Annotated in this window: 21 protein-coding genes and 2 pseudogenes; 7 read left to right on the top strand and 16 right to left on the bottom strand. The window is 59.6% G+C overall.

Annotated elements, in window-relative coordinates; translation table 11 throughout:
* Positions 1 to 29 precede the first annotated feature (29 nt).
* From tssG to SKZ59_RS23295, 7 genes are all read right to left on the bottom strand, one after another.
* Complete coding sequence (gene tssG / locus SKZ59_RS23325; protein WP_072453894.1) at positions 30 to 1,124, bottom strand: type VI secretion system baseplate subunit TssG; 1,095 nt, start codon at positions 1,122 to 1,124, stop codon at positions 30 to 32.
* Positions 1,088 to 2,932, bottom strand: coding sequence for a type VI secretion system baseplate subunit TssF (gene tssF, locus SKZ59_RS23320; protein ID WP_319993066.1), 1,845 nt, complete (start codon positions 2,930 to 2,932; stop codon positions 1,088 to 1,090). Before tssF ends, tssG begins: the two co-directional genes overlap by 37 nt.
* Before the next feature lie 2 nt (positions 2,933 to 2,934).
* On the bottom strand, positions 2,935 to 3,423 hold the full coding sequence (tssE, locus tag SKZ59_RS23315; protein WP_034752188.1) for a type VI secretion system baseplate subunit TssE: 489 nt from the start codon (positions 3,421 to 3,423) through the stop codon (positions 2,935 to 2,937).
* A 146-nt stretch (positions 3,424 to 3,569) separates the two neighbouring features.
* Complete coding sequence (locus SKZ59_RS23310) at positions 3,570 to 4,061, bottom strand: Hcp family type VI secretion system effector (protein WP_034752191.1); 492 nt, start codon at positions 4,059 to 4,061, stop codon at positions 3,570 to 3,572.
* Between the two features lie 29 nt (positions 4,062 to 4,090).
* Positions 4,091 to 5,575, bottom strand: coding sequence for a type VI secretion system contractile sheath large subunit (gene tssC / locus SKZ59_RS23305; protein ID WP_034752193.1), 1,485 nt, complete (start codon positions 5,573 to 5,575; stop codon positions 4,091 to 4,093).
* Positions 5,576 to 5,579: 4 nt separating this feature from the next.
* Positions 5,580 to 6,089, bottom strand: coding sequence for a type VI secretion system contractile sheath small subunit (tssB, locus tag SKZ59_RS23300; protein ID WP_034752195.1), 510 nt, complete (start codon positions 6,087 to 6,089; stop codon positions 5,580 to 5,582).
* Positions 6,090 to 6,158: 69 nt separating this feature from the next.
* Entirely contained in the window at positions 6,159 to 6,740 is a 582-nt protein-coding gene (locus SKZ59_RS23295) for a hypothetical protein (RefSeq protein ID WP_319993065.1), read from the bottom strand.
* Positions 6,741 to 7,099: 359 nt separating this feature from the next.
* On the opposite strand from SKZ59_RS23295, the gene tssK reads away from it, so the two are divergent.
* The 6 genes and pseudogenes from tssK to SKZ59_RS28185 all read left to right on the top strand — a co-directional run.
* Positions 7,100 to 8,446 carry a type VI secretion system baseplate subunit TssK gene (tssK, locus tag SKZ59_RS23290; protein WP_034752199.1) on the top strand — a complete coding sequence of 449 codons (1,347 nt, stop codon included), beginning with the start codon at positions 7,100 to 7,102 and terminating at the stop codon, positions 8,444 to 8,446.
* A gap of 9 nt (positions 8,447 to 8,455) precedes the next feature.
* The gene (gene icmH, locus SKZ59_RS23285) at positions 8,456 to 9,235 is read left to right on the top strand and encodes a type IVB secretion system protein IcmH/DotU (RefSeq protein WP_072453897.1); all 780 of its coding nucleotides are present in this window, start codon (positions 8,456 to 8,458) and stop codon (positions 9,233 to 9,235) included.
* Positions 9,235 to 13,047 carry a type VI secretion system Vgr family protein gene (locus SKZ59_RS23280; RefSeq protein ID WP_319993064.1) on the top strand — a complete coding sequence of 1,271 codons (3,813 nt, stop codon included), beginning with the start codon at positions 9,235 to 9,237 and terminating at the stop codon, positions 13,045 to 13,047. Before icmH ends, SKZ59_RS23280 begins: the two co-directional genes overlap by 1 nt.
* A 50-nt stretch (positions 13,048 to 13,097) precedes the next feature.
* Positions 13,098 to 13,535, top strand: coding sequence for a hypothetical protein (locus SKZ59_RS23275; RefSeq protein ID WP_319993063.1), 438 nt, complete (start codon positions 13,098 to 13,100; stop codon positions 13,533 to 13,535).
* A gap of 1,234 nt (positions 13,536 to 14,769) precedes the next feature.
* On the top strand, positions 14,770 to 15,291 hold the full coding sequence (locus SKZ59_RS23270; RefSeq protein ID WP_139143435.1) for a hypothetical protein: 522 nt from the start codon (positions 14,770 to 14,772) through the stop codon (positions 15,289 to 15,291).
* Between the two features lie 284 nt (positions 15,292 to 15,575).
* Positions 15,576 to 15,728, top strand: a pseudogene (locus SKZ59_RS28185) (IS5/IS1182 family transposase); the annotation flags it as partial.
* Here SKZ59_RS28185 and SKZ59_RS23260 read toward each other — a convergent pair.
* The 5 genes and pseudogenes from SKZ59_RS23260 to SKZ59_RS23240 form a co-directional block, all read right to left on the bottom strand.
* Positions 15,722 to 15,913 (bottom strand): annotated as a pseudogene (locus SKZ59_RS23260) (Arm DNA-binding domain-containing protein); the annotation flags it as partial. The pseudogenes SKZ59_RS28185 and SKZ59_RS23260 sit on opposite strands and share 7 nt — an antisense overlap.
* Positions 15,914 to 15,991: 78 nt before the next feature.
* On the bottom strand, positions 15,992 to 17,602 hold the full coding sequence (guaA, locus tag SKZ59_RS23255; protein ID WP_034752205.1) for a glutamine-hydrolyzing GMP synthase: 1,611 nt from the start codon (positions 17,600 to 17,602) through the stop codon (positions 15,992 to 15,994).
* Positions 17,603 to 17,668: 66 nt separating this feature from the next.
* On the bottom strand, positions 17,669 to 19,129 hold the full coding sequence (gene guaB / locus SKZ59_RS23250; protein ID WP_034752206.1) for an IMP dehydrogenase: 1,461 nt from the start codon (positions 19,127 to 19,129) through the stop codon (positions 17,669 to 17,671).
* 124 nt (positions 19,130 to 19,253) lie between these two features.
* Positions 19,254 to 19,550 carry an RnfH family protein gene (locus tag SKZ59_RS23245; protein WP_319993062.1) on the bottom strand — a complete coding sequence of 99 codons (297 nt, stop codon included), beginning with the start codon at positions 19,548 to 19,550 and terminating at the stop codon, positions 19,254 to 19,256.
* Complete coding sequence (locus tag SKZ59_RS23240; protein WP_034752216.1) at positions 19,543 to 19,974, bottom strand: type II toxin-antitoxin system RatA family toxin; 432 nt, start codon at positions 19,972 to 19,974, stop codon at positions 19,543 to 19,545. Before SKZ59_RS23240 ends, SKZ59_RS23245 begins: the two co-directional genes overlap by 8 nt.
* Before the next feature lie 93 nt (positions 19,975 to 20,067).
* On the opposite strand from SKZ59_RS23240, the gene smpB reads away from it, so the two are divergent.
* Complete coding sequence (gene smpB / locus SKZ59_RS23235; protein ID WP_034752217.1) at positions 20,068 to 20,517, top strand: SsrA-binding protein SmpB; 450 nt, start codon at positions 20,068 to 20,070, stop codon at positions 20,515 to 20,517.
* A gap of 305 nt (positions 20,518 to 20,822) precedes the next feature.
* Here the strand turns inward: smpB and SKZ59_RS23230 are convergent, their stop codons facing one another.
* The 4 genes from SKZ59_RS23230 to SKZ59_RS23215 form a co-directional block, all read right to left on the bottom strand.
* A complete protein-coding gene (locus SKZ59_RS23230; RefSeq protein WP_010397665.1) occupies positions 20,823 to 21,131 on the bottom strand; it encodes an H-NS family nucleoid-associated regulatory protein in 309 nt (102 codons plus the stop codon).
* Positions 21,132 to 21,742: 611 nt separating this feature from the next.
* Positions 21,743 to 22,687, bottom strand: a complete 945-nt coding sequence (locus tag SKZ59_RS23225; RefSeq protein WP_034752220.1) for an SPFH domain-containing protein — start codon at positions 22,685 to 22,687, stop codon at positions 21,743 to 21,745.
* 15 nt (positions 22,688 to 22,702) lie between these two features.
* Positions 22,703 to 23,119, bottom strand: a complete 417-nt coding sequence (locus SKZ59_RS23220; RefSeq protein ID WP_034752222.1) for an NfeD family protein — start codon at positions 23,117 to 23,119, stop codon at positions 22,703 to 22,705.
* Positions 23,120 to 23,296: 177 nt separating this feature from the next.
* Positions 23,297 to 23,794 (bottom strand): Dps family protein, encoded by a 498-nt coding sequence (locus SKZ59_RS23215; protein WP_046684974.1) that lies wholly within the window; start codon positions 23,792 to 23,794, stop codon positions 23,297 to 23,299.
* Between the last annotated feature and the right edge of the window lie 86 nt (positions 23,795 to 23,880).

The raw sequence follows: 23,880 nt of genomic DNA, 5'->3' as shown, positions 1-23,880 counted from the left end.
TGTGGAAACGGATAAAAAAGAAAGATGGTTCATGCCAGCGTATGCAGTTCGTAGCGCACGTCGCCACGGTCCTGCGCGGCGCCGGCGGTGATCAGGAAACTGTCCCAGCCCAGCCGCCCGCCGCTGCGCGGCTGCTCCAGGGTGACGCCATGCACATCCTCGGCGCGCAGCACCAGCTGCACTTCGTATTCGAGGCACAGGCCGGTAAACATGGTGAGCATTTTTTCCAGCGCACGCGCGGCCGCCCCGCCCGGCAAAAAGGCGTCGAAATGGGCGCGCGCCAGCGGCCCGACCACCAGGCGCATGCGCAAATCGCGCTGCCAAACGCGCGCGCCGACCAGCGCCGTCGAACCCAGCATCGCGTTCATGCCACCGAGGCTGCTTTGCTGGTCGCGCGGCACGTCGTACCAGCAGCCGACAAACTGGGTCACCTTGATGCTCTGGCCGAAATACGCGGACAATACCTGGCCGATCGCCACCGCCGATGGCGGCCGGTGCCGCATGGCCGCGACAAAAAATCCCACCGACTCGTCGAGGACGCCATCGCCATCGTCGTAAAGGCGCTGGCACAGCGACGCATGGCCCAGCCCCGCCAGCGACAGCAGCAGCGGCAGGAACTTGTCCCTGCCATCGAGCTGGTATTTGAGTTCCAGGCGGTACTTGCGCCACGCTTCGTAGAACAGCGCCAGCGCGCGGCTGGAAAAAGTGTCGAGAAAAGCACGCGGTCCTTCGTCCTTTTCGTACAGCTGGTGCGCGGCGATGCGTTCCGTGTAATGGGCGGGCAGCGCGCCGGCCACGCCGAGAAAGCCCATGAAGGCCGGCGTGATGCGCACGTATTTCAGTCCGCCGCCCCGCACGGCTTCGCCCAGCGCACGCATGTCGGCCGCCAGGGCGCCCAGCTCGCGCGGTTCGGCCTGCACGGCTTCAAGCTGGCTGGGCGCGAAATTGAGCGACACCGAATTTTGAAAGCGCAGGTAGTTGGCCACCGCGCCCTCGCGCGCCATGCCGTTGCGAACCAGCCAGATTTCGAGCATGCGCACCGCCTGGAAGTACTGGAAGCGGTAAGGCTCGGCGAACAGGCGCTCGATTACACTAGGCTCAAATCGCCGCTGCGTGGTTTGCATCGCAACAACTCCTCTCCCGATTTTTTCGACAGCACCACCAGTTGCGTGAAACTGTTGGCATGCACGTACAGGCCGAGAAAACACTCGACGATATGGGCAAACGCATGGATGCCGCTGCCCACGAAAGCTTCCTCGTCGAGCGTCAGCCGCACTTCGAGGCCACGCACCAGGCAGGCGAAGGGATTGCCGGGCAGCCAGGCGTTGGCCGCCTTGTGGTCGATCGCGGCAATGCCGCTGATCTGCCGTTGCGAGGCCGCCGAGCGGGGCAAGTCATACAGGGTCAGCATTTCCTGGAACGCTTCCAGGCCGCTGCCCGACAGCGACAGATGGTTCAGCGACAGGTGCGAGATCAGGCGCCAGTGTGCGCCGCGGCCCCGCTCGAAGCGGTGCGACTCCGTCGGTTTGCGCAGGAAGTGGATGCTGCGCACGCTCGATCCGCCTTCCAGGAACAGGTCGCCGCCGCGCAGGCCATAGGTGAGTTGCGCCGGCAAGTCGCGGTTGGTGCAGCTCAACTCGAGGCTCAGGGTATCGGTTTCGATCGCGGCCGGGTCGAAATCGATGTCGACGATGGAAATCTCGGTCTCGTAGCCGGGGCTTTTTTCGCTGACGGTGTCATCGCGCCGCATCACCCAGTAATGCCCGTCCTTGGCCGGCATCTGGCCGTGGCGCAGCGAATAGAACGGGCGAAATTCGGTGATCGACTCCCCTTGCGGCGTCTGGCGCACCAGCTTGACCGATTCGATGGCCTGCACCTCGAAGGCATAGGCGCGGCGCGCATCGGCCAGCACCGGATAGCTGGCGGCCGTGTGCGTCAGCCGGATCGGCTCGCCGCGCTGGCGGAACAGGTTGACCACCGGCGTGCAGCCCAGCAGCAGGTTATTGGTCGTCATGGTGCCCAGCATGCGCGCCGTATTCGAATCGGTGCGCAGGCCGGCCAGGGCCAGGTGCAAGGTGATGCGCCTGCAGCCGGACGGCAGCGGCGCGCACAGCGCGGCCAGGTCGATGTCGAAAAAATTGAATTTTTCGGGAAAGCAGAAATATTCGGTCAGTAGCCGGTAGGCCGGATGCGAACGGGCCGAAAACGGGATCAGCGCATCGTCCTCGGCATAGCCGGCGGTGCTGACGGGAACCTGCGCCAGCGCGTTCCAGCGGCCGCCGTCGTCCGCTTCCACATAGGCCTTGACCGTGCGCATGAACAGCGCGTCGCGCAGCGCCGCGCAAAACGACGGTTCGCCGTCGATGAACACGCGCAGCTTTTTGACGCCCAGTTGCGCCAGGCTGATCTGATCGGCGGTCGCTTCGAGGACGATGCTGACGCTGGAAGTGGCGTTTGGCGGCAGTTGCACCTGCTCGGGCGCGTCGATGATGGCGGCAAACGCCGCATGCGTCAGCGCCAGCGGCGCCACGGTGACCGGATACGCGGTGCGGAAGGTGCATGCGACGCCCTTGACGGGGCGTGTCGCCAGCTCGGTGCCGCGCGCGATCTCGGTGGCGGCCGTCAGCTGCGCCGCCGCGCCGCTGTAGTCGAGGCGTGCGATCGAACACGAAGGAAATGGCCGCAGGTAATGCGGATACAGTACCTCGAACAGCGCCTCGGTGAATTCCGGGTAGTCGTCATCGAGGCGTTTCGAGATGCGCGAATTGAGCAGCGCGAAGGACTGGATCATGCGCTCGATATGCGGGTCTTCGCAGACTTCGCCGCCGATCAGCAGCCGTCCCGCGATCTTCGGGTAGCGCTCGGAAAACTCGCGCGAATAGCGGCGCAGGAAACCCAGTTCACGTTCGTAGTACGGCAATAATTCTTCCAAGTTCAGGCTCCTTGCGCCGTACGGCGCGCCTTGCTGATCGTGTAATGCAGGCTGGACGGCTGCAGGATGGCGTCGAAGTTGACAGGTTCCTGGGCCGAGTGCACCACCAGTAGCGCGGTGATGGCGAAATTGAGGCGGTTGATCGAGCCTTCCTGGATTTCCAGCGAAGCGCGCACGCTGCGCAGGCGCGGTTCATGGCGCGCGATGGCTTTTTCCAGGCACTGGCAGATATACGCGCGGTCGTCGGAACTCGACAAGCTCAGGCCGGCGAAATCATTGAGGCCGTAGGTGACGATCGAACGGCCGCATTCGGGAAATTTTTTCAGCAGCGCCTCCGGTATCACGGTGCGCGTGTTGAGCAGCGCCTCCAGGTCGCGTGCCACGGTATCTTTCAAATCCTCCAGCGACAGGCGCGAGACGGTGCTACTGGAAGCGCCCTGGACGGGCGTGTCCATCAGGCGGTCGAACAACCCCGGCGTAAAACCCTTCATCGGTATCCTGTCGTTGGCGGTGGGAAGGAACAAAAGGGCGGCCTGCGGCGGCCCTTTGATTCAGAAGCATCAGTCACGCAGGCACAAGCCGGAGTCACCGTCGGCGGCTAGCCGGAACGGCGTCATCCGGCAAGGGCCGTTGTCGATCAAATCGTCTTGTTGGCCGACAGATCCCAACCGCCAGAGGTATTGCCGCCCGAGCCACCACCGACTTTTTGCTGCGTGTATTTCCACTTGACCTTGGAATACTTGATCGACACGTTCTCGCCGAGGATGTCGCCAGCGGCGACGGACGGCGCCACGCTGCTGATCAGCACGTTTTCCAGCTCGATCTCGAAATACTTGATGCGCTCGCCCTGGCCGTCGGCGCGCAGGAATTCGAACTTGGCTTTCGGGATCGTTTTACCGGATGAGCAATTTTGCAGCAGCAGAGGCGTGGCGAGGTCGGCCAGCTTGGCGACCACGATATCCTTGTGCTCGGTACGTTCGGCGGTATGGCCGCCGCCGGTCGAGGCGGTGGCGGACTTCGGCTGCAACACTTCCCACTGAACCGACTTGCATTCGATCCAATCTTTATGGGAGGTGTCGGTGGATTCGCCTTTGATACCATCAATTTGCAAGTAAACGTCGATTGCCATGTCATTCCTTTCGGTTGTTGATGAAAAAATCAGGATTTGGTCGATTGCGGCAGCTCCGCGACCAAACGGAGTGAAACGGACAGCTCATCGAGCTGGAAATGGGGACGCAGGAAGGAAATGGCGCGGTAGACGCCGGGACGGCCCGGCACTTCCGACACCTGCACCGACGCTTCGCGCAGTGGGAACTGGGCCTTCTGCTCCTGGCTGGCGTTATCGTCGAGCAGCACATATTGCATCAGCCAGCGGTTGAGGAAATCTTCGACGTTGGACGCGGCGGCAAAGCTGCCGATCTTGTCGCGCATCATCGCCTTCATGTAATGGGCGATGCGCGAGACGGCAAAGATGTATTGCAGCTGCGACGACAGCACCGCATTCGCATTGGCGGAATCGGTGTTGTATTTCTTGGCCTTCTGCGCCGACTGGGCGCCGAAGAACGCCGCGTAATCGGTGTTTTTGCAATGCACCAGCGAAATGAAACCCAGGTCGCTCAACTCTTTTTCGCGCCGGTCGGTAATCGCGATCTCGGTCGGGCATTTCAGCGCCACTTCGCCTTCGTCGGTCTTGAAGGTATGCGTCGGCAAGTCTTCGACCAGGCCGCCGCCTTCCACGCCGCGGATCGCCGCGCACCAGCCGTAGTCGTCGAAAGCCGCCGTCAGCTTGGCGCCGAAGGCATAGGCGGCATTGCACCACAGGTATTTCTGGTGGTTGGTGCCATCGACGTCCTCGACGAAATTGAAACCGTCGACGGTGGCGCCATCGGCCGGGTTGAACGGCAGCCGCCCCAGGTAGCGCGGCAGCGTGAGGCCGACGTAGCGCGCATCTTCCGATTCGCGGAACGACTTCCACTTCGCGTATTCGACCGTGTCGAACACCTTGGCCAGGTCGCGTGGTTTGCCGAGGTCGGCATAGCTTTCAAGACCGAACAGTTCGGGCGATGCGGCCGAAATGAAGGGTGCGTGGGCCGCAGCGGCCACATGCGACATCTGTTCGAGGAAATACATGTCCTCGGGCTGGCGCGTAAACTCGAAGTCGCCCAGCAGCGCGCCGAACGGAGCGCCGCCGAAAGTGCCGAACTCTTCCTCATACACTTTCTTGAACATGGTCGACTGGTCGAATTCCAGCGCACTCTGGAAATCGCGCACCAGCTCGCGCTTGGTGGCGTTGAGCAGCTTGATCTTCAGGTTGGTGCCGGTGGGCGTGTTGTCGACCAGGTGATGCAGGCCCGTCCAGCTGCTTTCCAGCTTCTGGAATTCGGGCGCATGCATGATGACGCTGAGCTGGCGTGAAATCAGTCTGTCCAGCTCGGCAACGCGCGCATCGATGGTGGCCGCCAGGTTGTTCGACACCACCACGGTGCCCTCCATCACCTGGCTGACCAGTTCTGAAATCAGGTCCTTGGCGCGTGCATGCTCGACGCTGGATTTGGCGACCTTGCTTTGTTCGACGATCTGGTCGAGCAAGCCGATATCGGTGGTCGCGGCGGCGCCGGACGCGGGGGTCAGTTGAGCGGACATGGGATCAGTCTTTCTTGGCGGTGGATTGTTGTTCCAGCTGGGCCAGCTTCTCCGTGCTGTTGAGCACGTCGTTCAGGATATCTTCCAGTTTGTCGTTGCCGGCCAGCTTGTTGCGCAGGTCGGCCAGCTTGGTACGCGCCTCGAGCAGGCGGCGCAACGGTGCCACCTGTTCCACCACCGCCTCGGGACGGAAGTCGTTGAGCGACTTGAAGCGCAGGTCGACGCGCAGCTGGCCGCCCTCATCGCTGAGCTCGTTGGCTACGCCAAACGCGGCGCGCGGCTCGACACCCTTGAGCACTTCGTCGAAATTGTCGCGGTCGATGCCGATGAACTTGCGGTCCTTCAGCCGTTTTTGCTCGACTTCGGAATTGCCGCCGAAGTCGCCCACGACGCCCATCACGAAGGGCAGCTCCTTGTTTTCAATCGCATCGCCGATTTCCACGTCATACGTCATCTGCACGCGTGGCGGCCGGACCTTTTGCAGGCGTTTTTGAACACTTTCTTTTTTTGACATGACACATCCCTTCACGAGTAATGGGCGGCATCCGCGATGCCCCTGGTAGATCGCCTTACTGCTTCAGCTTCACTTCAAACCATCGAAGGGATTGGCACTGCTGTCAGCAGTCTTGCTCTGTCCCTTGCGCTGCGAACGCACCGGCGGCTTGTCGCGTACCTGCGCTGCGGCCGGGGCCGGTACCAGCACGGTTTCGCCCAGGCTTTCGCGCAACAGCTTGGCCAGGTCCTGCGATTCGGTGCGCAGCGGGCCGGACAGATTGTTCTGGCGGCTCAAGTCGGCCAATGCACGCGTCGACAGGCGCAGTCCGCTGATCGCAATGACGCTGTTGGCCAGCTTGTCAGCCGGGTCGCGCACCAGCACTTCCTGGGCATTGATGATGGCGTCGCCGTACTGGCCCGCCTCATAGCGGGTCTGCGCCATGCGAACCCATGGATGCTTATCGGCTGGAAATTCGACGGCGGCTTGTTTCCACAAACCCATGGCCGCTTCGTTGTTGCCCGAACTGGCGGCCTGGGTCGCCTTGGCCATCAGTTCGTCAAGCGAGGGCGGCGGCGGCGCCGACTTGACCGCAGGTGCGGTGCTGCAGGCGCTGAGCGTCAATGCGCAGGCAACAGCGGCAAACAAATGCAATGTGAATTGGCGAGACATGGTCTGATTTCCCTCAAAAAAAAGATGACGCGGTCATTAAAAAACTTGCAATTTATAGTTGCCAAATTCGTATTTTTGCCGAGACTAACACGGATTTAATATTGACTCCGTTCAATAGAAAATACGCGAAAACTCACATTTCAACCGCCCGCAAAGGCAGGCACCATGCGGGAAACGTACCGTACGCACCTTTCTTCAAGATAATGTTAATGTTGTTGCAGTTGCGAAAAAAGCACATAATTTCCTATTGCAAAGATTGAATGATCGGACGCTCCGGCAAGGCGCCGATCGCGCTTCAAAAGAACCCGGGAGCGGCAGCGTTCTCCGCGCTTTTACTTCTTCGGAAAAAAGGGCAATCGATGAGCATTACAAGCAAATTGTTATGGGGTGAAGGTCTGTTTCTGCGCCCCCAGCACTTCCAGCAGCAAGACCAGTACCATGAACATCGCCTGCACGAAAGCATCAAGGCGCTGCATCCCTACGCCTGGGGTGTCAACCACGTGCAGATCGACCGCGATGCGCTGAGCAATAACACGCTGCGGCTGCTGGAACTGTCGCTGGTGTTCCAGGACGGCGAAATCTACAACGCTCCCGGCGCCGATGAGTTGCCCGAAGCCCTGGACCTGAGCAAGCTGCTGCAATCGCAGCAAACCGTCACGTTCTATGCCGCCCTGCCCGCCTTCAAGCATTTCGGCGGCAACTTTGCCGCGCCCGACCAGCCCAACGGTGCGGCGCGCTACGGCCAGGCCAACCTGGAAACGCCCGACCTGTACACCCATGCGGCGCAGGCCGAACTGGCCTACCTGCAAAAATCGCTGCGCCTGGTGGCCGAATCGGAACCGCGCGATTCGTATGTGAATTTTCCATTGCTGCGCCTGCGTCGCCTGTCGACCGGCGGCTTCGAGCCGGACCCGTCGTTCGTACCGCCTAGCCTGTCGATCCGCAGCGCCCCGCTGCTGTTCCTGCAACTGCGCCGCCTGATCGATGCGCTGCAGGCAAAGGTCAACGCCCTGTACGGCCACCACCGCGAACCGAGCAAAAATGTGATCGAATTTCGCTCCGGCGACATGTCCTCGTTCTGGCTGCTGCACACGGCCAGTTCGGCGTTCGCCTCGCTCAGTCATTATTTCCATCATCCGGCGCTGCACCCGGAACGCCTGTACGAAGCGCTTCTGGCGCTGGCCGGCGCGCTGATGACGTTCTCGAAAACCCATGCCCTGGCCGACCTGCCGGCCTACCAGCACGCCGATCCCGGGCCGTCGTTCGCACGCCTGCACGCGATCATCCGCGAACTGCTCGATACGGTGATCTCTTCAAAATATTTCGCCATTGCATTGACCGAGGTCAAGCCGTCTTACCATCACGGCAAGCTCGATTCGGGCAAGATCGACGACAAGACGGCGTTTTACCTGGGCGTCTCGGCCGATTTGCCGGGCGTGGAACTGGTGGACGTGGTGCCGCTGCGCTTCAAGATCGGCGCACCCGACGATGTGGAAAAATTCGTGCTGTCGGCCCTGCCCGGCGTGCGCCTGCAGCACACGCCGCAGGTGCCGGCCGCCGTGCCGGTGCGGCCCGATACGTACTACTTCACCATCGAGGCGAAGGGCCAGATGTACGACCGCATGCTGCAGGCCCAGTCGATTTCCATCTACGTTCCGTCCGGCATGCGGGATCTGAAACTTGAACTTGTCGCCATCACTTCCTGAAGATAAACGATGAATGCAAACGCCCCCTCCCTGATGTCCGGCAGCTCCGCCGCTTACGCATCGAGCGTACCGGCCGGCCCGGGTACCGAACACACGCTGACGGACCTGATGTACGACGGTTTCTACGCGCTGTTCATGCTGAAAAACGGCAGCGGCCCGCAAGACAATGCCGACTTCATCAGAAAGATGACGCAGTTTCTCGACGAGTTCGGGCACGCGGCGAAAAAACATGCCGCCTCGGCTGATGATATCGATGCGGCCAAGTATGCATTTTGCGCGGCTGTCGACGAAATCATCCTGCGCTCGCCCTATGCCATCCGCGACGAGTGGGCGCGCCGCCCGCTGCAACTGGTGCTGTTCGGCGACCAGCTGGCCGGCGAGAACTTCTTCATCCGGCTTGAAGCGCTGCGCGCGCGCGGCAGCGCGCACCTGCAGGCGCTGGAAGTGTTCCACATGTGCCTGCTGCTGGGTTTCCAGGGACGCTACATCCTCGAAGGCTCGGAAAAACTGGCCTACCTGACGGCCCGCCTGGGTGACGAGATCGCCCAGATGAAGGGCAAGAAGGCGGGCTTTGCGCCACATGCGGAACGCCCCGACCAGATCGCGCACAAGTTGCGCAACGACGTGCCGCTGTGGGTGCTGTGCTCGGTATTCGCGCTGATCTGTGCACTGGGCTACCTGGGCTTGCGCACCATGCTGGCCAAAAACACCGAACAGCAGATGAACGCCTACAGCGATATCGTCAAGCTGGCGCCGCGCACGGCCAACCTGACCATCACGTTGCCGTAATGAGCGGCCCGGCAACGACAGAAGCTCCTCAGGGCGTGTTCGGCACCGGCCTGTCGCAGCATGCGCGGCTGATCACGCTGGCCACGGCGCAGGCATCGAACCTGCCCGAATCGCTGATGGCCGAGCGCATGAGGGGCCGCGAAGCGGTCAACGAGCTGTTCCGCTTCGAGGTCGATGCCTTGAGCACGGCGGCGGGCCTGGACCTTGCCAGCTTTCTCGGTGAGGAAATCACGCTCAAGCTGCTGCAGCCCGACGGCAGCTGGCGCGCCTGGCACGGACTGTGCACCGACTGCGGCTTTGCCGGCGCCGACGGCGGCGTGGCGCGCTACCGGCTGCGCCTCGAGCCTGCCCTGGCCTTGCTGGGCTTGCGCCGCGACAGCTATATCTTCCAGGACAAGAATGCGCGCGACCTCATCACGGAGCTGCTCGCCGACTACCCTCAGGTGCGCTTCGAATTCGATATCAGCCAGGAACTGGCACCCCGCCCCGTCTGGACCCAATACCGCGAAAGCGACCTGGACTTCCTGACCCGCGTGCTCGCCTTAGAAGGCCTGAGCTGGCGCTTCGAGCACGAGCAGGACGATGGCGCGGCGCAACAAGGCGAACAACAGAACGCACAGCAGGCCAAGCACAAGCTGGTGATTTTCGACAGCAAGGCAGCCGCGCCGCCGACGCCGGGCGTGGCTGGCTTGCGCTTTCACGGCGTGCGCGCCAGCGATACCGATGACGCCATTGACAGCTTCAGCGCGCGGCGCCAGGTGCGGGCCAATGCGGTCGGCATCAGCAGCTGGGACCCGCAGCAACTGTCGGCACCGGCCGCCGAACACAGTTCGAGCCTGCAGGCGGGCGAGCTGCCGCCCCTGCCCCTGTACGACGGGTCCGGCGAACGGCGCCATGCCGACAGTGCTGCGGCCGATCCGCACGGCTTGCGCATGCTGCAGGCACTGGAACTGGAGAACAAGCAGTTCACGGGCGCTGGCGCGGTGCGGCGCATGGCGGCCGGCCACACCTTTGAGCTGCTGCAGCACGAACAGTATGCCGGTGGCGCCAACCAGTTCACCGTGCTCTGGGTCGAGCACGAGGCACGCAACAACCTGGGGCCAGCCGGCGGCGCGCTGACGACGCTCTTGTCGAAATTATCGACAGTGGCCAGCCTGGGCGACGTCGCCAGCCTGCTCGCTGGCCAGCTTGAGGCGGGCACCTACCGCAATACCTTCGCTTGCGCGCGTACCAGCGTGGCCATCGTGCCGCTCGCCACGGCCGCGCGCCAGGCCAGCAGCGCGCTGGGGCCGCAAACGGCGCTGGTGGTCGGCCTGCCCGACAGCGTGGCGACCACCGGACGCGACCATCAGATACGCATCCAGTTTGCCTGGCAACGTGGCGCCGCCGCCAATCCCGGCGGCATGGCGCACAACACGGATCAGCAGGGCAACGCGCCCGGCAACGAAGCGTCAGGCACCTGGGTGCGCGTTGCCGAAGCCTTGGCCGGCCCGAACTGGGGTTCGCAATTTACGCCGCGCATCGGCACCGAAGTGCTGGTCGACTTCATCGAAGGCGACATGGACCGTCCGCTGGTAGTGGCCCAGCTCTATACCGGCAGCGACACGCCGCCCTATGCGGCCGGCGTCGATTCGGACGTCAATCACGCCGGCGTGATTTCCGGCATCCACAGCCACAATTTCGATGGCGGCGGCTATAACCAGTGGGTCATCGACGACACGCCGGGCCAGTTGCGCACCCGCCTGGCGACGAGCAGCGCGGCCACGCAGCTGAACCTCGGTTACCTGGTACAGCAAGGACCCAACACGGCGCAGCGCGGCAGTTACCGCGGCAGCGGCTTCGAACTGCGCACCGACGCCTGGACCGTACTGCGCGGCGGCGAAGGCGTGCTCATCTCGACCACAGCCCGCGCACAGACTGGCGCGGGCATTGCCTCTACCCAGCTCGACACCACGGAAGCCTTGGCCCAGCTAAAAGGCGCGGCCGAACTGAACAAGTCTTTGGCCGAGGCCGCGCAACAACAAACCGCCCTGTTCAGCCAGGATGCGAAACAGGCCCAGCTGGACCTGATCAAGCAGATCGATCCCCAGCAAGATGGCAAATACCAGGCCAGCGTGGGCGGACAGGAGGCACTGAAGGCCAGCGCGGGCGAGCGCAAGCTGGCTGCCGACCAGCCGGTGGAAAAATTCGGCCAGCCGCTGGTCGTGATGGAAGCGCCTGCCAGCATCAACTGGGCCACGCCAGGCTCGACCGTACTGTTTGCCGCCCAGCAGCTGCAGTGGACGACGCAGTCGGACTTGCACATGACGGCCGGCCACACTTATTCGTCCGTGTCGGCCAGTGCACATGGCTTGTTTAGCCACACCGGCGGCATCCAGGCGATTGCCGCCAACGGCCCCGTATCGCTGCAGGCGCATACGGGACAACTGGAAATCCTGGCCGACAAGGCCATTACAATACTCTCGGTCAACGACTGCATCGACATCAAGGCCAATCAAAAGATCACGCTGCAGGCCGGGCAATCGTCGATCACGCTTGAAGGCGGCAATATCACGTTTACCTGTCCCGGCAACTTCACGGTCAAGGGCGGCCAGCACGTGCTCAACGGCGCCGCCAGCGCGGCCGGCGTGCTGCCGGCGCTGCCGGACACGCGCATCAAGCTGTTTGACGAAGGCTTTGTGCTGCGCGACCGCGACACGGGCGAACCGATGCCGCGCCAGCCCTACCGCATCAAGCGCGAAGATGGCAGCTATGAGAGCGGCATGACCGACGAAAAGGGCTTGACGCATGTGATTGCAGCGGCCGCCGCCGAGGCGCTGGTGATCGAGCTGCTGAAAACGATGGGCGGCCAGGGTTCGGCATCCGCACCGGCACCCGACCCTGCCCCCTCTACAGCGCCGGCTCCGGCGCCGGTACCAGGTTCGCCAGGGCAGCCGGCAGCCAGAACCCCGCCGGAACCGAAATACAAGCCGGCAGGCGACTCCAGCACCACGCCGGTGGACAACAAGCGCCGCAAGGAAGTGCTGGTCAAGCTGCCGGCCTGCTGGATCGCGGACTATGAAAAGGAAATCGCCGGTCCCTCGTATGGCCGCTATGCGCAGCCTTACCAGCACGACGGTACGCCGCACAAATACAGGGACAAGATCTGGTTCAAGCTGTACGTGCCGGCAAAATCGGACGGTCCGGTGGTGGTGGAAGTGCGTTTCAAGGCCATCACGGTACTGGACGCCGCAGGACAGGCGCTGGAAGAGAGCGACAAGGGCACGGAATCGGCGGCGCTGCGCGTCAAGCAGCGCGCCTACGTGGTGGCGCTGGCGCAGAAAAACGCGACGGCCGGCATCGAAGGCAACTGGAACAACAAGTTCCGGCTTGAAATCAATGATCCGCAATGCGGACAAAAAGTGCTGCCCGTGGTTTTCCGCGTCCTCTGGGTCGACGAGAATCAGCACTACACGCTGCAGATCCACAAGCGCTATGACCGCGAAAACGTGACCGGCGACGTGATGAACGTGTCGCTGGCAACGGAACTGACCACGTATGCGCATGAATTCGGACATTGCGTCGGCATGCCCGACGAATACTCGTACACGGAGTTCGAAGAAACGGTACGCTATTTCAAGCCGGACGGCACGCTCGACGCGCCCATCGTTTGCCACGTCAACGGCACCTCGCCGCAAGACCTGACGCAATCGATCATGTCGTATGCAGAAGGCGCGCTGATCCTGAAACGCCACGGCTGGAATATCGCAATTGAAGCGCAGGAATTGTTGAGCAAAAAAATTGGCAGGAAAATACGATGCGATATTGTCTGAGCCTCCTTATCTATGCCATGCTGATGGCACTACCATTGAAAGCAAACACCATGACGAGCACCCACGCGCCCCTCTCCATCTCCCTGCAATGCCTGGGCAACGCTGGCTGCGTCTATGAGCGCAAGCCGATCGACGTGCTGGTCACCATCCGCAACGATGGCAGCCGCGATATCGGTTTTCCGCTCGACTACCTGCGCAAGTCGGGCCCGATCGTCAAATTCATCGACACCGATACCGGCGCCGTTACCTACGCCCGCCGTGGCCTGGCCAATCCGGCGCTGAAGACGAAATTCACCACGATCGCGCCAGGCGCCTCGATTTCCATGGAAATCGATATACACCCAACCGACATTGAAACGTTTCGCATCAAAAGAGTCGATATCAGCGTGGAGGTGATATTGAAGGGCGACATACGCATCGATGGCGAAACGGATCTGCAGGACTACCAGGGCGGCGCGAAGATCCGCATCTTTGAAAAAGAGGAGTGAGACGATAGACTGCCATGCTCGTCTCGGTCTGCCTGACGAGAAATCGCCTGGCGACTGGATATATCACGCAATACCGTCCGACGCTATCTGTGATCGGAAACCACTAAGCCCTCCTATGCGGAGCGGCGATCAGTTAGCGGATTAGACAAATACTCGGTGCTGCTATCCGGGTGGCTCAAGGCCGAGACGACGAAGCCGCGTAAGCAGCGGCACAATTTGAAGCAGATCCATGAGGACCTGAAAGAAATGGGCTATGCAGGGTCATACGACCGCGTGGCAGCGTTTGCCAGGCAGTGGAAGGCGCATCAAACAGAGTGGGTCAATTCTGCGAACAAACGAACACCTGCGCAGCATGTCGAACTTAATCTGGGTCCAGGGATCACCAAATGAATGCTTCATACTGCGTTCTTTCTCTATGGCGGGATAGATGGGGTGTTACCAGCCTATACATGCAGTCTTATAGATCAACGATATTCATGCAAGAGAAGGTAATTTCATCAGGGTAATGATATCCTTGATAGTGGTCAAACAATAATCAAAAGATGCGCTTGGAGCCGCCAACAGAACTACAGAATGAATTGTCACCAGTGGTTTGGCCTCTCCCGCACCATAGTTCTGCGTAAATAAGAAGTAGATAAATCGTATTGAGACCTTTGGCCTTCTGCCAAGCACCAAGTGGGTGCTGATATCGTTGTCTGATCCTACGACGAGATCACGCCGGGCCTTCCTATCCGCCTGCCCTACAGAGACTACTACCGCGCTCAATCAAAATGGCCTGCCCTTGCCATAAAGTACGGCGAAGGATGACATATCCGACCGAGTAAGCAACAGAGCATCTGCTTCTGAGAGCAATAACGGCATAATTGGCTACGATAAACTAGCCCGTCATCTGCTTCGTGCGCTCGGCCAGATGGGGGACTTTGCGCGCTGGTGGTGGAGTAGCAATAGCGATCACGGCTGACGCGACATGGCACCTGACGGCATCACGCCAAAACAGAAGCTTGCCATGGCCGCTTAACCTCTACTTCTAAAGCGCTCTAAAAATGGGGGGATTACCAATCATTGCTGGGTATATCGCGCGATCGATTTAAATCTCTAAAATTTAAACATAGGATCTAAAACCGTCAGTGAAATTATGCAATAATTCAAGAGGTTCCGTCATGCCAATTTGAAGTGCGGTACTGTCAACTGCAACACCCAACGCTGATTCTCCTATCTTAGTGAAAATAAACTGATGAAAATTACAAAAATTGTACTGGTCGCATCCCTTGCAGCACTACTTGGAGGCTGCGTGGCACCTCAACGTCCAAGCTTCACACCGTTGCCATTTGACGCCGTCGAATATGATGCACTTCCTAAAAGTGGCACCGGTATTGTAAAAGGTCAAGTCTTTGCGAAAACAGTGGGCGGCACCGTGAAAAAAGGTGCCGGGAATGCAGTACTTTTAATACCGGTGACAAAGTACAGGCAACAGTGGTACCAGGCGGTACTCATGGAAGGCAGGGCAGCAGCAGTCTCTCAGGATCCACGCTACTCGACCTATGATAAAACTAAAACTACTGATGGTGAAGGTCGTTTTGAGTTTAATGAAGTTCCACCAGGTCAATACTACGTACTCAGTAATGTGAATTGGGAAACCATTTCGGATAATGAATATTCACGGCGCTTGGGCCTTCTTGATCAACAAGGCGGCCTGGTTGTGCGAACAGTCGAAGTGAAGAACGGCGCGACAACTGAGGCAATCCTCAACCGCTAAAGTACAGTCGGGCGGCAGCTTACTTGAAATCTTGCCCTGATACAAAGGCAAGTCCAAGTAATTTGCCGCTCAATTGCCTGCTACTCTTCGTTTCGAATAGATCATACACCTACCTGCCGTACCGTCCAAAGCTTGCGTCTTGCCTGCGACTCTCCAGCTTCCATCTCCAACCTTTGTTGCACATCTTTCTGCTAAACCGCGCTGTCCTAAACCTGATCTTATTGAAGGCAAGAGGCAGGAAAAGCCTGCCTTGGAACGCCTAAACAAAACGTCGTCCAAAGAAACCCCTCGGCGGAAAGCATACCGGCCCCAATCCAACCGACCGGGGCAAGCTTGGCTGCAAGCCCCATCTGCTCATCGATCAACGCGGTCTGCCTCTGGTGGCGAGCATATCGGGGACTCAGGTACATGATTCACGGATGCTGATCCCGCCGCTTGTCTCGGCGTCCTTGACGCGGGCCTTGTTCCGCGCCTTTTCTTTCGCCGGGGACTTTCCGGCCGTGATCAGTTTCTTTGCCTCGCCCAGCTTCTCGCGCGCCTCCGCCAGCGTCATGCCGCCGACGCCATAGCGGCCGAAGGTAACGGTCTCCTGGCGGCCGTTGATTACATAGTGCCAGACAAAATAACAAAAAAGCCCGTGAAATCACGGGCTTAGGTGTGGTTTACTGCCTATCAGTGCCAGCAGTTGCTAGACATCAAATCATTCCCACTCGATGGTCGCCGGCGGCTTGCCCGAGATATCGTAGACGACGCGGTTGATGCCACGCACTTCATTGATGATGCGGTTCGAGACCTTGCCCAGCAGGCTGTGCGGTAGGTGCGCCCAGTGGGCCGTCATGAAGTCCTGCGTTTGCACGGCGCGCAGGGCCACCACGTATTCGTAGGTGCGGCCATCGCCCATCACGCCCACCGATTTGACGGGCAGGAAGACGGCAAACGCCTGGCTCGTCGCTTCGTACCAGTTGGTCGGAACGCTATCCTGGTCGAAGCCAGGAACCACGACCGGCTCATACGGCGTGTTGCGCAGCTCTTCGATGAAGATGGCATCGGCGCGGCGCAGCAGGTCGGCATAGTCTTTCTTGACTTCGCCGAGAATGCGCACACCGAGGCCCGGGCCCGGGAATGGGTGGCGGTAGACCATGTCATGCGGCAAGCCCAGAGCCACGCCCAGTTTACGCACTTCGTCCTTGAACAGTTCGCGCAAGGGTTCGAGCAATTTCAGCTTCATGGTGTCCGGCAAGCCGCCCACGTTGTGGTGGCTCTTGATGGTCTGGCCTTTTTTACCTTTACCGGCCGATTCGATCACGTCCGGGTAAATCGTGCCTTGCGCCAGCCATTTGGCGTTGACCAGCTTGCCCGATTCGACCTGGAAGACTTCGACGAATTCGCGGCCGATGATCTTGCGCTTTTGCTCAGGATCGGTGACGCCGGCCAGGTGGCCCATGAACTGGTCTTCCGCATCGACGCGGATGACTTTCACGCCCAGGTTCTTGGCGAACATGTCCATCACCATCTTGCCTTCGTCCAGGCGCAGCAGGCCGTGGTCGACAAAAACGCAGGTCAGCTGGTCGCCGATGGCGCGGTGGATCAGCGCTGCCGCGACGGAGGAATCGACGCCGCCGGACAGGCCCAGGATGACATCGTCGGTGCCCACTTGCGCGCGGATCTTTTCCACCGCTTCGCTGATGTAGTCGGGCATGTTCCAGTCCGATTTGCAGCCGCAGATTTCATGCACGAAACGGCCGAGCATGGCCTTGCCCTGCACCGTATGCGTCACTTCCGGGTGGAATTGCACGCCGTAGAACTGGCGCTCTTCGTCGGCCATGGCGGCGATCGGGCAGCTCGGAGTGTTGCCCATCAGCTTGAAGCCTGGCGGCATTTCCAGCACCTTGTCGCCATGGCTCATCCACACTTTCAGCATGCCATGGCCTTCGTCGGTAACGAAGTCGGCAATACCGTTGAGCAGCTTGGTATGGCTGCGGGCGCGCACTTCGGCGTAGCCGAATTCGCGCACCAGACCGTTTTCCACTTTGCCGCCCAATTGAGCCGCCATGGTTTGCATGCCGTAGCAGATGCCCAGCACGGGCACGCCAAGCTCGAACACGGCTTGCGGCGCGCGCGGCGAGTCGCCGTCCAGGGTGGAATTGTGGCTGCCCGACAGGATCACGCCGGCGGCGCCGTAGTTGCGCACGAACTCGTCGCTGACGTCATACGGGAAGACTTCGGAAAACACGCCGGAATCGCGCACGCGGCGGGCGATCAACTGGGTGACTTGGGAACCGAAATCGAGAATGAGGATTTTAGAATGCATGATGGGGACTTTATCTGAGGTCATTACAAAACCGGCGCACTAGGCGCCGGTCTGGTGTGTCGCTATTTACTCGGAACGGTAATTCGGCGCTTCCTTGGTAATCTGCACATCATGGACATGCGACTCGCGCATGCCGGCCGAGGTGATTTCCACGAATTCCGCTTTTTCGCGCAGTTCGTCGATGGTGGCGCAACCGCAGTAACCCATCGATTGACGCACGCCGCCCACCAGCTGGAAGATGATCGCCAGCACGCTGCCCTTGTAGGCGACGCGGCCTTCGATACCTTCAGGCACGAACTTGTCGGCCTTCATGGTGGCGTCCTGGAAATAGCGGTCAGCCGAACCATCGGACATCGCGCCCAGCGAACCCATGCCGCGGTACGATTTGTAGCTGCGGCCCTGGTACAGGATCACTTCGCCCGGTGCTTCTTCCGTACCGGCAAACATGGAACCCATCATGACGGTCGAGGCGCCAGCGGCCAGCGCTTTGGAAATGTCGCCCGAGAAGCGGATACCGCCGTCGGCGATACACGGCACGCCCGTGCCTTCCAGTGCTTCGGCCACATTCGAGATGGCCGTGATTTGCGGTACGCCCACACCGGCGACGATACGCGTGGTGCAGATCGAGCCAGGACCGATACCGACCTTGACCGCATCGGCGCCGTATTCCACCAGCGCCTTGGCGGCAGCAGCCGTAGCGATATTGCCGCCAATCACTTCGACTTGCGGGTACTTGGTCTTGATCCAGCGTACGCGGTCGAGGATGCCTTGCGAGTGGCCGTGGGCCGTGTCGACCACCAGCACGTCGACGCCGGCAGCGACCAGCAGGTCGATGCGCTCTTCATCCTTGGCGCCCACGCCGACGGCAGCGCCGACCAGCAGTTTTCCCTGGCTGTCTTTCGACGCGAACGGGTGCGAAGTCGACTTCTGGATATCCTTGACGGTGATCAGGCCGCGCAACTCAAACGCGTCGTTGACGACCAGCACGCGCTCGAGGCGGTGCTTGTTCATCAGGCGCTTGGCTTCGGCCGTATCGGCGTCTTCCTTGACGACCACCAGCTTTTCGCGCGGGGTCATCTTGGCGGAAGCTTCCGCGTCGAGTTCCTGCTCAAAACGCAAATCGCGGTTGGTGATGATGCCGACGACTTCCTTGCCTTTGACGACAGGGAAACCGCTGATGCCGTATTGTTCCGTCAGCGCGATCACGTCGCGGATTTTCATTTCCGGCGGAATCGTGATCGGATCACGCAGCACACCTGCTTCGAAACGCTTTACGCGGGCCACTTCACGTGCCTGGTCCTTCGGATTCAAATTCTTGTGGATGATGCCGATGCCGCCTTCCTGGGCCATCGCGATTGCCAGACGGGCTTCCGTCACCGTATCCATGGCTGCGGACAGCAAGGGAATATTCAAGGTGATATTGCGGGTCAGGCGAGTTTTGAGGGACGTATCGGCGGGCAGAACGTTGGAGTAGGCTGGGACGAGCAGCACGTCATCGAATGTGAGTGCTTTTTGAAGTAGACGCATAGCATTTCCTATTGGCGCAAAAGCAGATTATACAGAAAAAAGCGCCCTCCGTCCTTGCAGCATAGAAAAGATATTTGAAAATAGCCAAAAATGGCGCGCGCCAGGCAGCGGCCACCCTGCCCGCTCAGCCCTTGGCAGGCTTGCCGCCAGCCCTGCGCCGGCGTGCCTCTTTCGGGTCCGCCTGCAAGGGGCGGTACACTTCCACCCGGTCATGTTCGTGCAAGACCGTATCGAGCGGCCTCTTCTTGCCATAGATGCCCACCATATTGATGGTCAGGTCGATGCCGGGGATGGCCTGCAGCAAGCCGCTCTGTGCCACCGCCTGTTCGATGGTGGTGCCTGCAGGCACCGTCAAGGCGCGCAGGAAGCTGCTATCCGGCAAGGCGTGGCAGACTTGCACGTGGATGCTGGCGTCAGCCATACACGGTCTCCGCGCGCTTGCAGAAGGAATCGACCATGCTGTTGGCGATCATGCCGAAGACGGGGCCGATGATCTGTTCCAGTACGCGGCTGGAAAACTCGTAGTGCAGGTCCAGTTCGATCTTGCAGGCATCTTCACGCAGGGCCTTGAAGGTCCACACGCCATCGAGGGTCTTGAAAGGGCCGTCCACCAGCTTCATCTTGATGGATGACGGCGGCACGTTCTCGTTGGACGTGGTGAAGCTTTGGCGCACGCCGTGGTAATGTATGCCCACGCTGGCAACAACCGTGTTCTCGCCCCGCTCGCGAATCTCGACCGCACCGCACCAGGGCAGGAATTTGGGATAATCCTCCACCGCCGCCACCAGCGCGAACATTTGTTCGGCGCTATAGCCGAGAAAAACTGATTTATGTACTACTGCCATTGAAGAACCATTTGCTATGATGTTGGATACATTTGATTTTATCGCGCTTGCGCGAGACAGTAGTTTAACCGACCCGCGCACATTTACCATCTCATGACCATAGCAGACAACAGAAAAGCCTTCCACGACTACTTTATCGAGGATCGCTACGAAGCGGGCATCGTGCTGGAAGGCTGGGAAGTCAAAGCCATCCGCGACGCCCGCGTACAAATCAAGGAAGCCTACGTCGTCGTCCGCGGCGATGAGCTCTTCCTGTTCGGCGCGCATATCAGCGCCCTGCCGACCGCCTCCACCCACATCCATCCGGAAGCCGTACGCACGCGCAAGCTGCTGCTGCACCGCACGGAAATGGATAAACTGATCGGCAAGGTGGAACGCTCCGGCTACACCCTGGTCCCGCTCAACCTGCACTACAAGGGCGGCCGCGTGAAATGCGAAATCGGCCTGGCCAAAGGCAAGAAGCAGCACGACAAACGGGCTGCGGAACGCGACCGCGATGGCGCGCGCGAAGTGCAAGCGGCAATGAAATCGCACCGCCGCTGATCCGGCACTGCGCGCAGCGTGCTGCGCCAATACCAACAAGCCCGGCTATATGCCGGGTTTTATTTTGCCGATTGCCTGCGGCAAGCGGAAATGCACAACGTAACGGGATAAAAACAGGGAAAGGAAGAGATACGACGGAAATAAGACTGGTATTGACGAAAATACCGGGAAGATAAGCGATGTGAATCAGCTTTGCCTGCCTGGCCAAAGACGATAACGAGGAAAGTTCCGGATGCTTGCGTGCTGCCTGGTATTACCCCTGCACTACTCCACAGGACAAGCATCCGAATGAATGGCGTATTACATTACACCTTCAGCAGATCACGCGACTTGCCCGAATCGGTCCATTCTTTGACCCATTTCGGTTGACGGCCACGGCCAGTCCATTGTTGCGTCGCATCATCCGGATTGCGATAGCGCACTGCAACCGTGCCGGTTTTAGCGCGGATACCCGTACCAACCAGATCTTTCACGGAAACGCCGACGCTCTGGGCGATCGCCAGGATTTGTTCGCGCGCCTTGGACAGATCGTCCTGTTCGCGTTTCTTCATTTGCTTCTTGATGTCGTCCTGCAAGGTGCGCAGTTCGGACAGGGATAAGCTGGACAGATCCATGATATTTCCTTGTGTGAGTTGAAAAATATAACTGAACAGTTAAATTCTATCCAATTGTAACGCGACTGAGGTGATTTTTTTGAAGATTTGATTGTTTTTTACAATTCTTTTACCAAAAATCCTACTCCCCCCGGCTTTCAAGCGATGCTGCCTTCAACCAAGTGGGGCGGACATCACACATTGACCGTCTGCGCAAGCACCTCTGTTCTGTGCGGCGGCGATTCAATACCGCGCTATCGGCCGTATTTATTCTGCAGTATTTTTTGTTTCATTGCAATTTATAGTAATTCTAAATTGCAATTCAAAATATACATGAGGCCAATACTATCGGCCATCGCCCATCCGCCCCAAACCCCGCACCGGCATCCGTAGCGGACATCGGTGCAGCAGATTCTACTTCAATCAAAAAGATAAGCGTCGCACGACAGCATATAATCCCGAAAGTGCGCACAGCATAGCATAAAGAAAATATTTTCAACGTTACTGGTTCAAGCGCAGATACTCGATCCCTGCTGCCACCACATATTCCGGTAGCGCAAATGAAAACTGCCCGCCATATGGCGGGCAGTTTTGACGGCAAACTTGCTACCAGTTTGCTATTCGCCAGGCAATCAGGGAATAGCCACGCCGCCTTTCGGCTTCTGCGTTTTCACCACCTGCATCGCCGTGGCGATCAAACCGCTCATATCACCGAGATTGGCCGGCACGATAATCGAGTTATTCGTTTTCGCCAATTGCGCGAAGGCGCCCACATACTGCTCGGCTACTTTCAGGTTGACGGCATCTTCGCCGCCCGGCTCGCGGATGGCGGCTCCCACCTGGCGCAGCGCCTCGGCGCTGGCCTGCGCCAGCGCGACGATGGCCGTGGCCTGGCCTTCGGCGCGGTTGATCGATGCCTGCTTTTCGCCTTCAGAACGGGCGATGGCCGCTTCGCGCTCTCCGCTGGCGATATTGATCTGCTCCTGCTTGCGCCCTTCCGAAGCGGCAATCAGCGCGCGCTTTTCGCGCTCGGCCGTAATCTGCGCCTGCATCGCATGCAGGATTTCCTTGGGTGGCGTCAAATCCTTGATTTCATAACGCAATACCTTGACGCCCCAATTCGCCGCCGATTCATCGATGGCATTCACGATGGCTGTATTGATATGGTCGCGTTCTTCAAATGTCTTGTCGAGCTCCATTTTACCGATTACCGAGCGCAAGGTCGTTTGCGCCAATTGCGTAATGGCGGCAATATAATTCGACGAACCATACGAAGCACGCATGGCATCGGTAATCTGGAAATACAGAATACCATCGACCTGCAATTGCGTATTGTCGCGCGTGATGCACACCTGCGGCGGCACGTCGAGTGGAATTTCCTTGAGCACATGCTTGTAAGCGATACGGTCAACAAAAGGCACGACAATATTCAGGCCAGGACCCAATACCGCATGGAACTTGCCCAAGCGCTCCACCACCCAGGCATGCTGCTGCGGCACGACATTGACCGTCTTGAAGACAAATACCAACGCCAGCAATAACAAGATCAGCGACACGCTTCCGATACTTACTTCCATAATTTATTCTCCAGGTTATCCAACAATCAAACGGCTGCCACGCACGGCACGTATGGTGTAATGACCGGCCTGCGTATCGCTGCCGGGAATCAGTTCCACATCCCACAAGGCGCCGCGATACATGACGCGCGCCGCGCCATCGACCCAATGCGCGACCGCCACGCTTTGGCCGATATCGAGATTCACATTCGGATCCTGCGCCGCATCGCGCCGCGCCGCCTTGCCAAAACGGCTGCGCCGCAATAACAGGGTGGCCGCCACGCCGACAATAGCGGCCGTCAGGGCCTGCCAGCTGCCATTTCCGCCCGCCAGCGCCACCAATCCGCCCGCACTGACGCCGATGGCGATCATCAGCAGATAAAACGTGCCCGTAAACAGCTCCAGGATCAATACCGCGCCAGCCGCTACAAACCAGCCTACCCATTCAGCCATGATGCCTCCATCTTTATAAATCCGAAAATAAAAAACCCCGCAGCCTATATAAGCGACGGGGTTTAATGCGCTGTGCTGCCTGATATTATTCTTGCCAAACACCTATATACAAGCAGTCTAACGCAATTCCGGATGGCGTCAATAGCCAGGGGCGAATTAGCGCCACCAGCCCGGCAATTACTCTTCCAGCAGGCTGCGCAGCATCCACGCCGTCTTTTCATGCAAATCCAGACGCTGCGTGATCAGGTCGGCCGTCGGCTGGTCATTGGCTTTTTCCAGCAGCGGGAACAGGCGGCGCGCCGTGCGTGCGGTCGCTTCCTGTGCCGAGACCAGATGGCTGACCATCTCCAGCGCCGGCGGCACGCCGTCGATTTCCTTGATCGAAGCGAGTTTGACGAATTCCTTGTAGGTGCCCGGCGCCGGATAGCCGAGGGCGCGGATGCGCTCGGCGATCAGGTCCAGCGCGGCCCACTGCTCCGTGTATTGCGTCATGAACATCAGGTGCAGGGTGTTGAACATCGGCCCCTTGACGTTCCAGTGAAAATTATGGGTCATCAGGTACAAGGTGTAGCTGTCGGCCAGCAGGCCGGACAGGCCTTCCGCAATCTTCGCGCGGTCCGCCTCGGAAATGCCGATGTCGATCTTTGCAACTTTGCTCGGTTTCTTGCTTGCCATGTGAACTCCTGTTTCAATGTATTGGTGGAATCATTTTAGCTGATCTGGCGCAAGCCCATCGGATACTGCCGTGCGCCGCATGGCAG

Source organism: Janthinobacterium sp. GMG2, assembly GCF_033949445.1.
Classification (GTDB): Bacteria; Pseudomonadota; Gammaproteobacteria; order Burkholderiales; family Burkholderiaceae_D; genus Janthinobacterium; species Janthinobacterium aestuarii.
Note: the sequence above shows the minus strand (reverse complement) of the source record. Positions and strands in the feature narration are given on the sequence as shown.

What these genes read in the sequence shown, in the direction of transcription:
- tssG (WP_072453894.1), bottom strand. Translation starts at nt 1,124, where the DNA reads ATGCAAACCACGCAGCGGCGATTTGAGCCTAGTGTAATCGAGCGCCTG.
- tssE (WP_034752188.1), bottom strand. Translation starts at nt 3,423, where the DNA reads ATGAAGGGTTTTACGCCGGGGTTGTTCGACCGCCTGATGGACACGCCC.
- SKZ59_RS23310 (WP_034752191.1), bottom strand. Translation starts at nt 4,061, where the DNA reads ATGGCAATCGACGTTTACTTGCAAATTGATGGTATCAAAGGCGAATCC.
- tssC (WP_034752193.1), bottom strand. Translation starts at nt 5,575, where the DNA reads ATGTCCGCTCAACTGACCCCCGCGTCCGGCGCCGCCGCGACCACCGAT.
- tssB (WP_034752195.1), bottom strand. Translation starts at nt 6,089, where the DNA reads ATGTCAAAAAAAGAAAGTGTTCAAAAACGCCTGCAAAAGGTCCGGCCG.
- SKZ59_RS23295 (WP_319993065.1), bottom strand. Translation starts at nt 6,740, where the DNA reads ATGTCTCGCCAATTCACATTGCATTTGTTTGCCGCTGTTGCCTGCGCA.
- tssK (WP_034752199.1), top strand. Translation starts at nt 7,100, where the DNA reads ATGAGCATTACAAGCAAATTGTTATGGGGTGAAGGTCTGTTTCTGCGC.
- icmH (WP_072453897.1), top strand. Translation starts at nt 8,456, where the DNA reads ATGAATGCAAACGCCCCCTCCCTGATGTCCGGCAGCTCCGCCGCTTAC.
- SKZ59_RS23280 (WP_319993064.1), top strand. Translation starts at nt 9,235, where the DNA reads ATGAGCGGCCCGGCAACGACAGAAGCTCCTCAGGGCGTGTTCGGCACC.
- SKZ59_RS23275 (WP_319993063.1), top strand. Translation starts at nt 13,098, where the DNA reads ATGACGAGCACCCACGCGCCCCTCTCCATCTCCCTGCAATGCCTGGGC.
- SKZ59_RS23270 (WP_139143435.1), top strand. Translation starts at nt 14,770, where the DNA reads ATGAAAATTACAAAAATTGTACTGGTCGCATCCCTTGCAGCACTACTT.
- guaA (WP_034752205.1), bottom strand. Translation starts at nt 17,602, where the DNA reads ATGCATTCTAAAATCCTCATTCTCGATTTCGGTTCCCAAGTCACCCAG.
- guaB (WP_034752206.1), bottom strand. Translation starts at nt 19,129, where the DNA reads ATGCGTCTACTTCAAAAAGCACTCACATTCGATGACGTGCTGCTCGTC.
- SKZ59_RS23245 (WP_319993062.1), bottom strand. Translation starts at nt 19,550, where the DNA reads ATGGCTGACGCCAGCATCCACGTGCAAGTCTGCCACGCCTTGCCGGAT.
- SKZ59_RS23240 (WP_034752216.1), bottom strand. Translation starts at nt 19,974, where the DNA reads ATGGCAGTAGTACATAAATCAGTTTTTCTCGGCTATAGCGCCGAACAA.
- smpB (WP_034752217.1), top strand. Translation starts at nt 20,068, where the DNA reads ATGACCATAGCAGACAACAGAAAAGCCTTCCACGACTACTTTATCGAG.
- SKZ59_RS23230 (WP_010397665.1), bottom strand. Translation starts at nt 21,131, where the DNA reads ATGGATCTGTCCAGCTTATCCCTGTCCGAACTGCGCACCTTGCAGGAC.
- SKZ59_RS23225 (WP_034752220.1), bottom strand. Translation starts at nt 22,687, where the DNA reads ATGGAAGTAAGTATCGGAAGCGTGTCGCTGATCTTGTTATTGCTGGCG.
- SKZ59_RS23220 (WP_034752222.1), bottom strand. Translation starts at nt 23,119, where the DNA reads ATGGCTGAATGGGTAGGCTGGTTTGTAGCGGCTGGCGCGGTATTGATC.
- SKZ59_RS23215 (WP_046684974.1), bottom strand. Translation starts at nt 23,794, where the DNA reads ATGGCAAGCAAGAAACCGAGCAAAGTTGCAAAGATCGACATCGGCATT.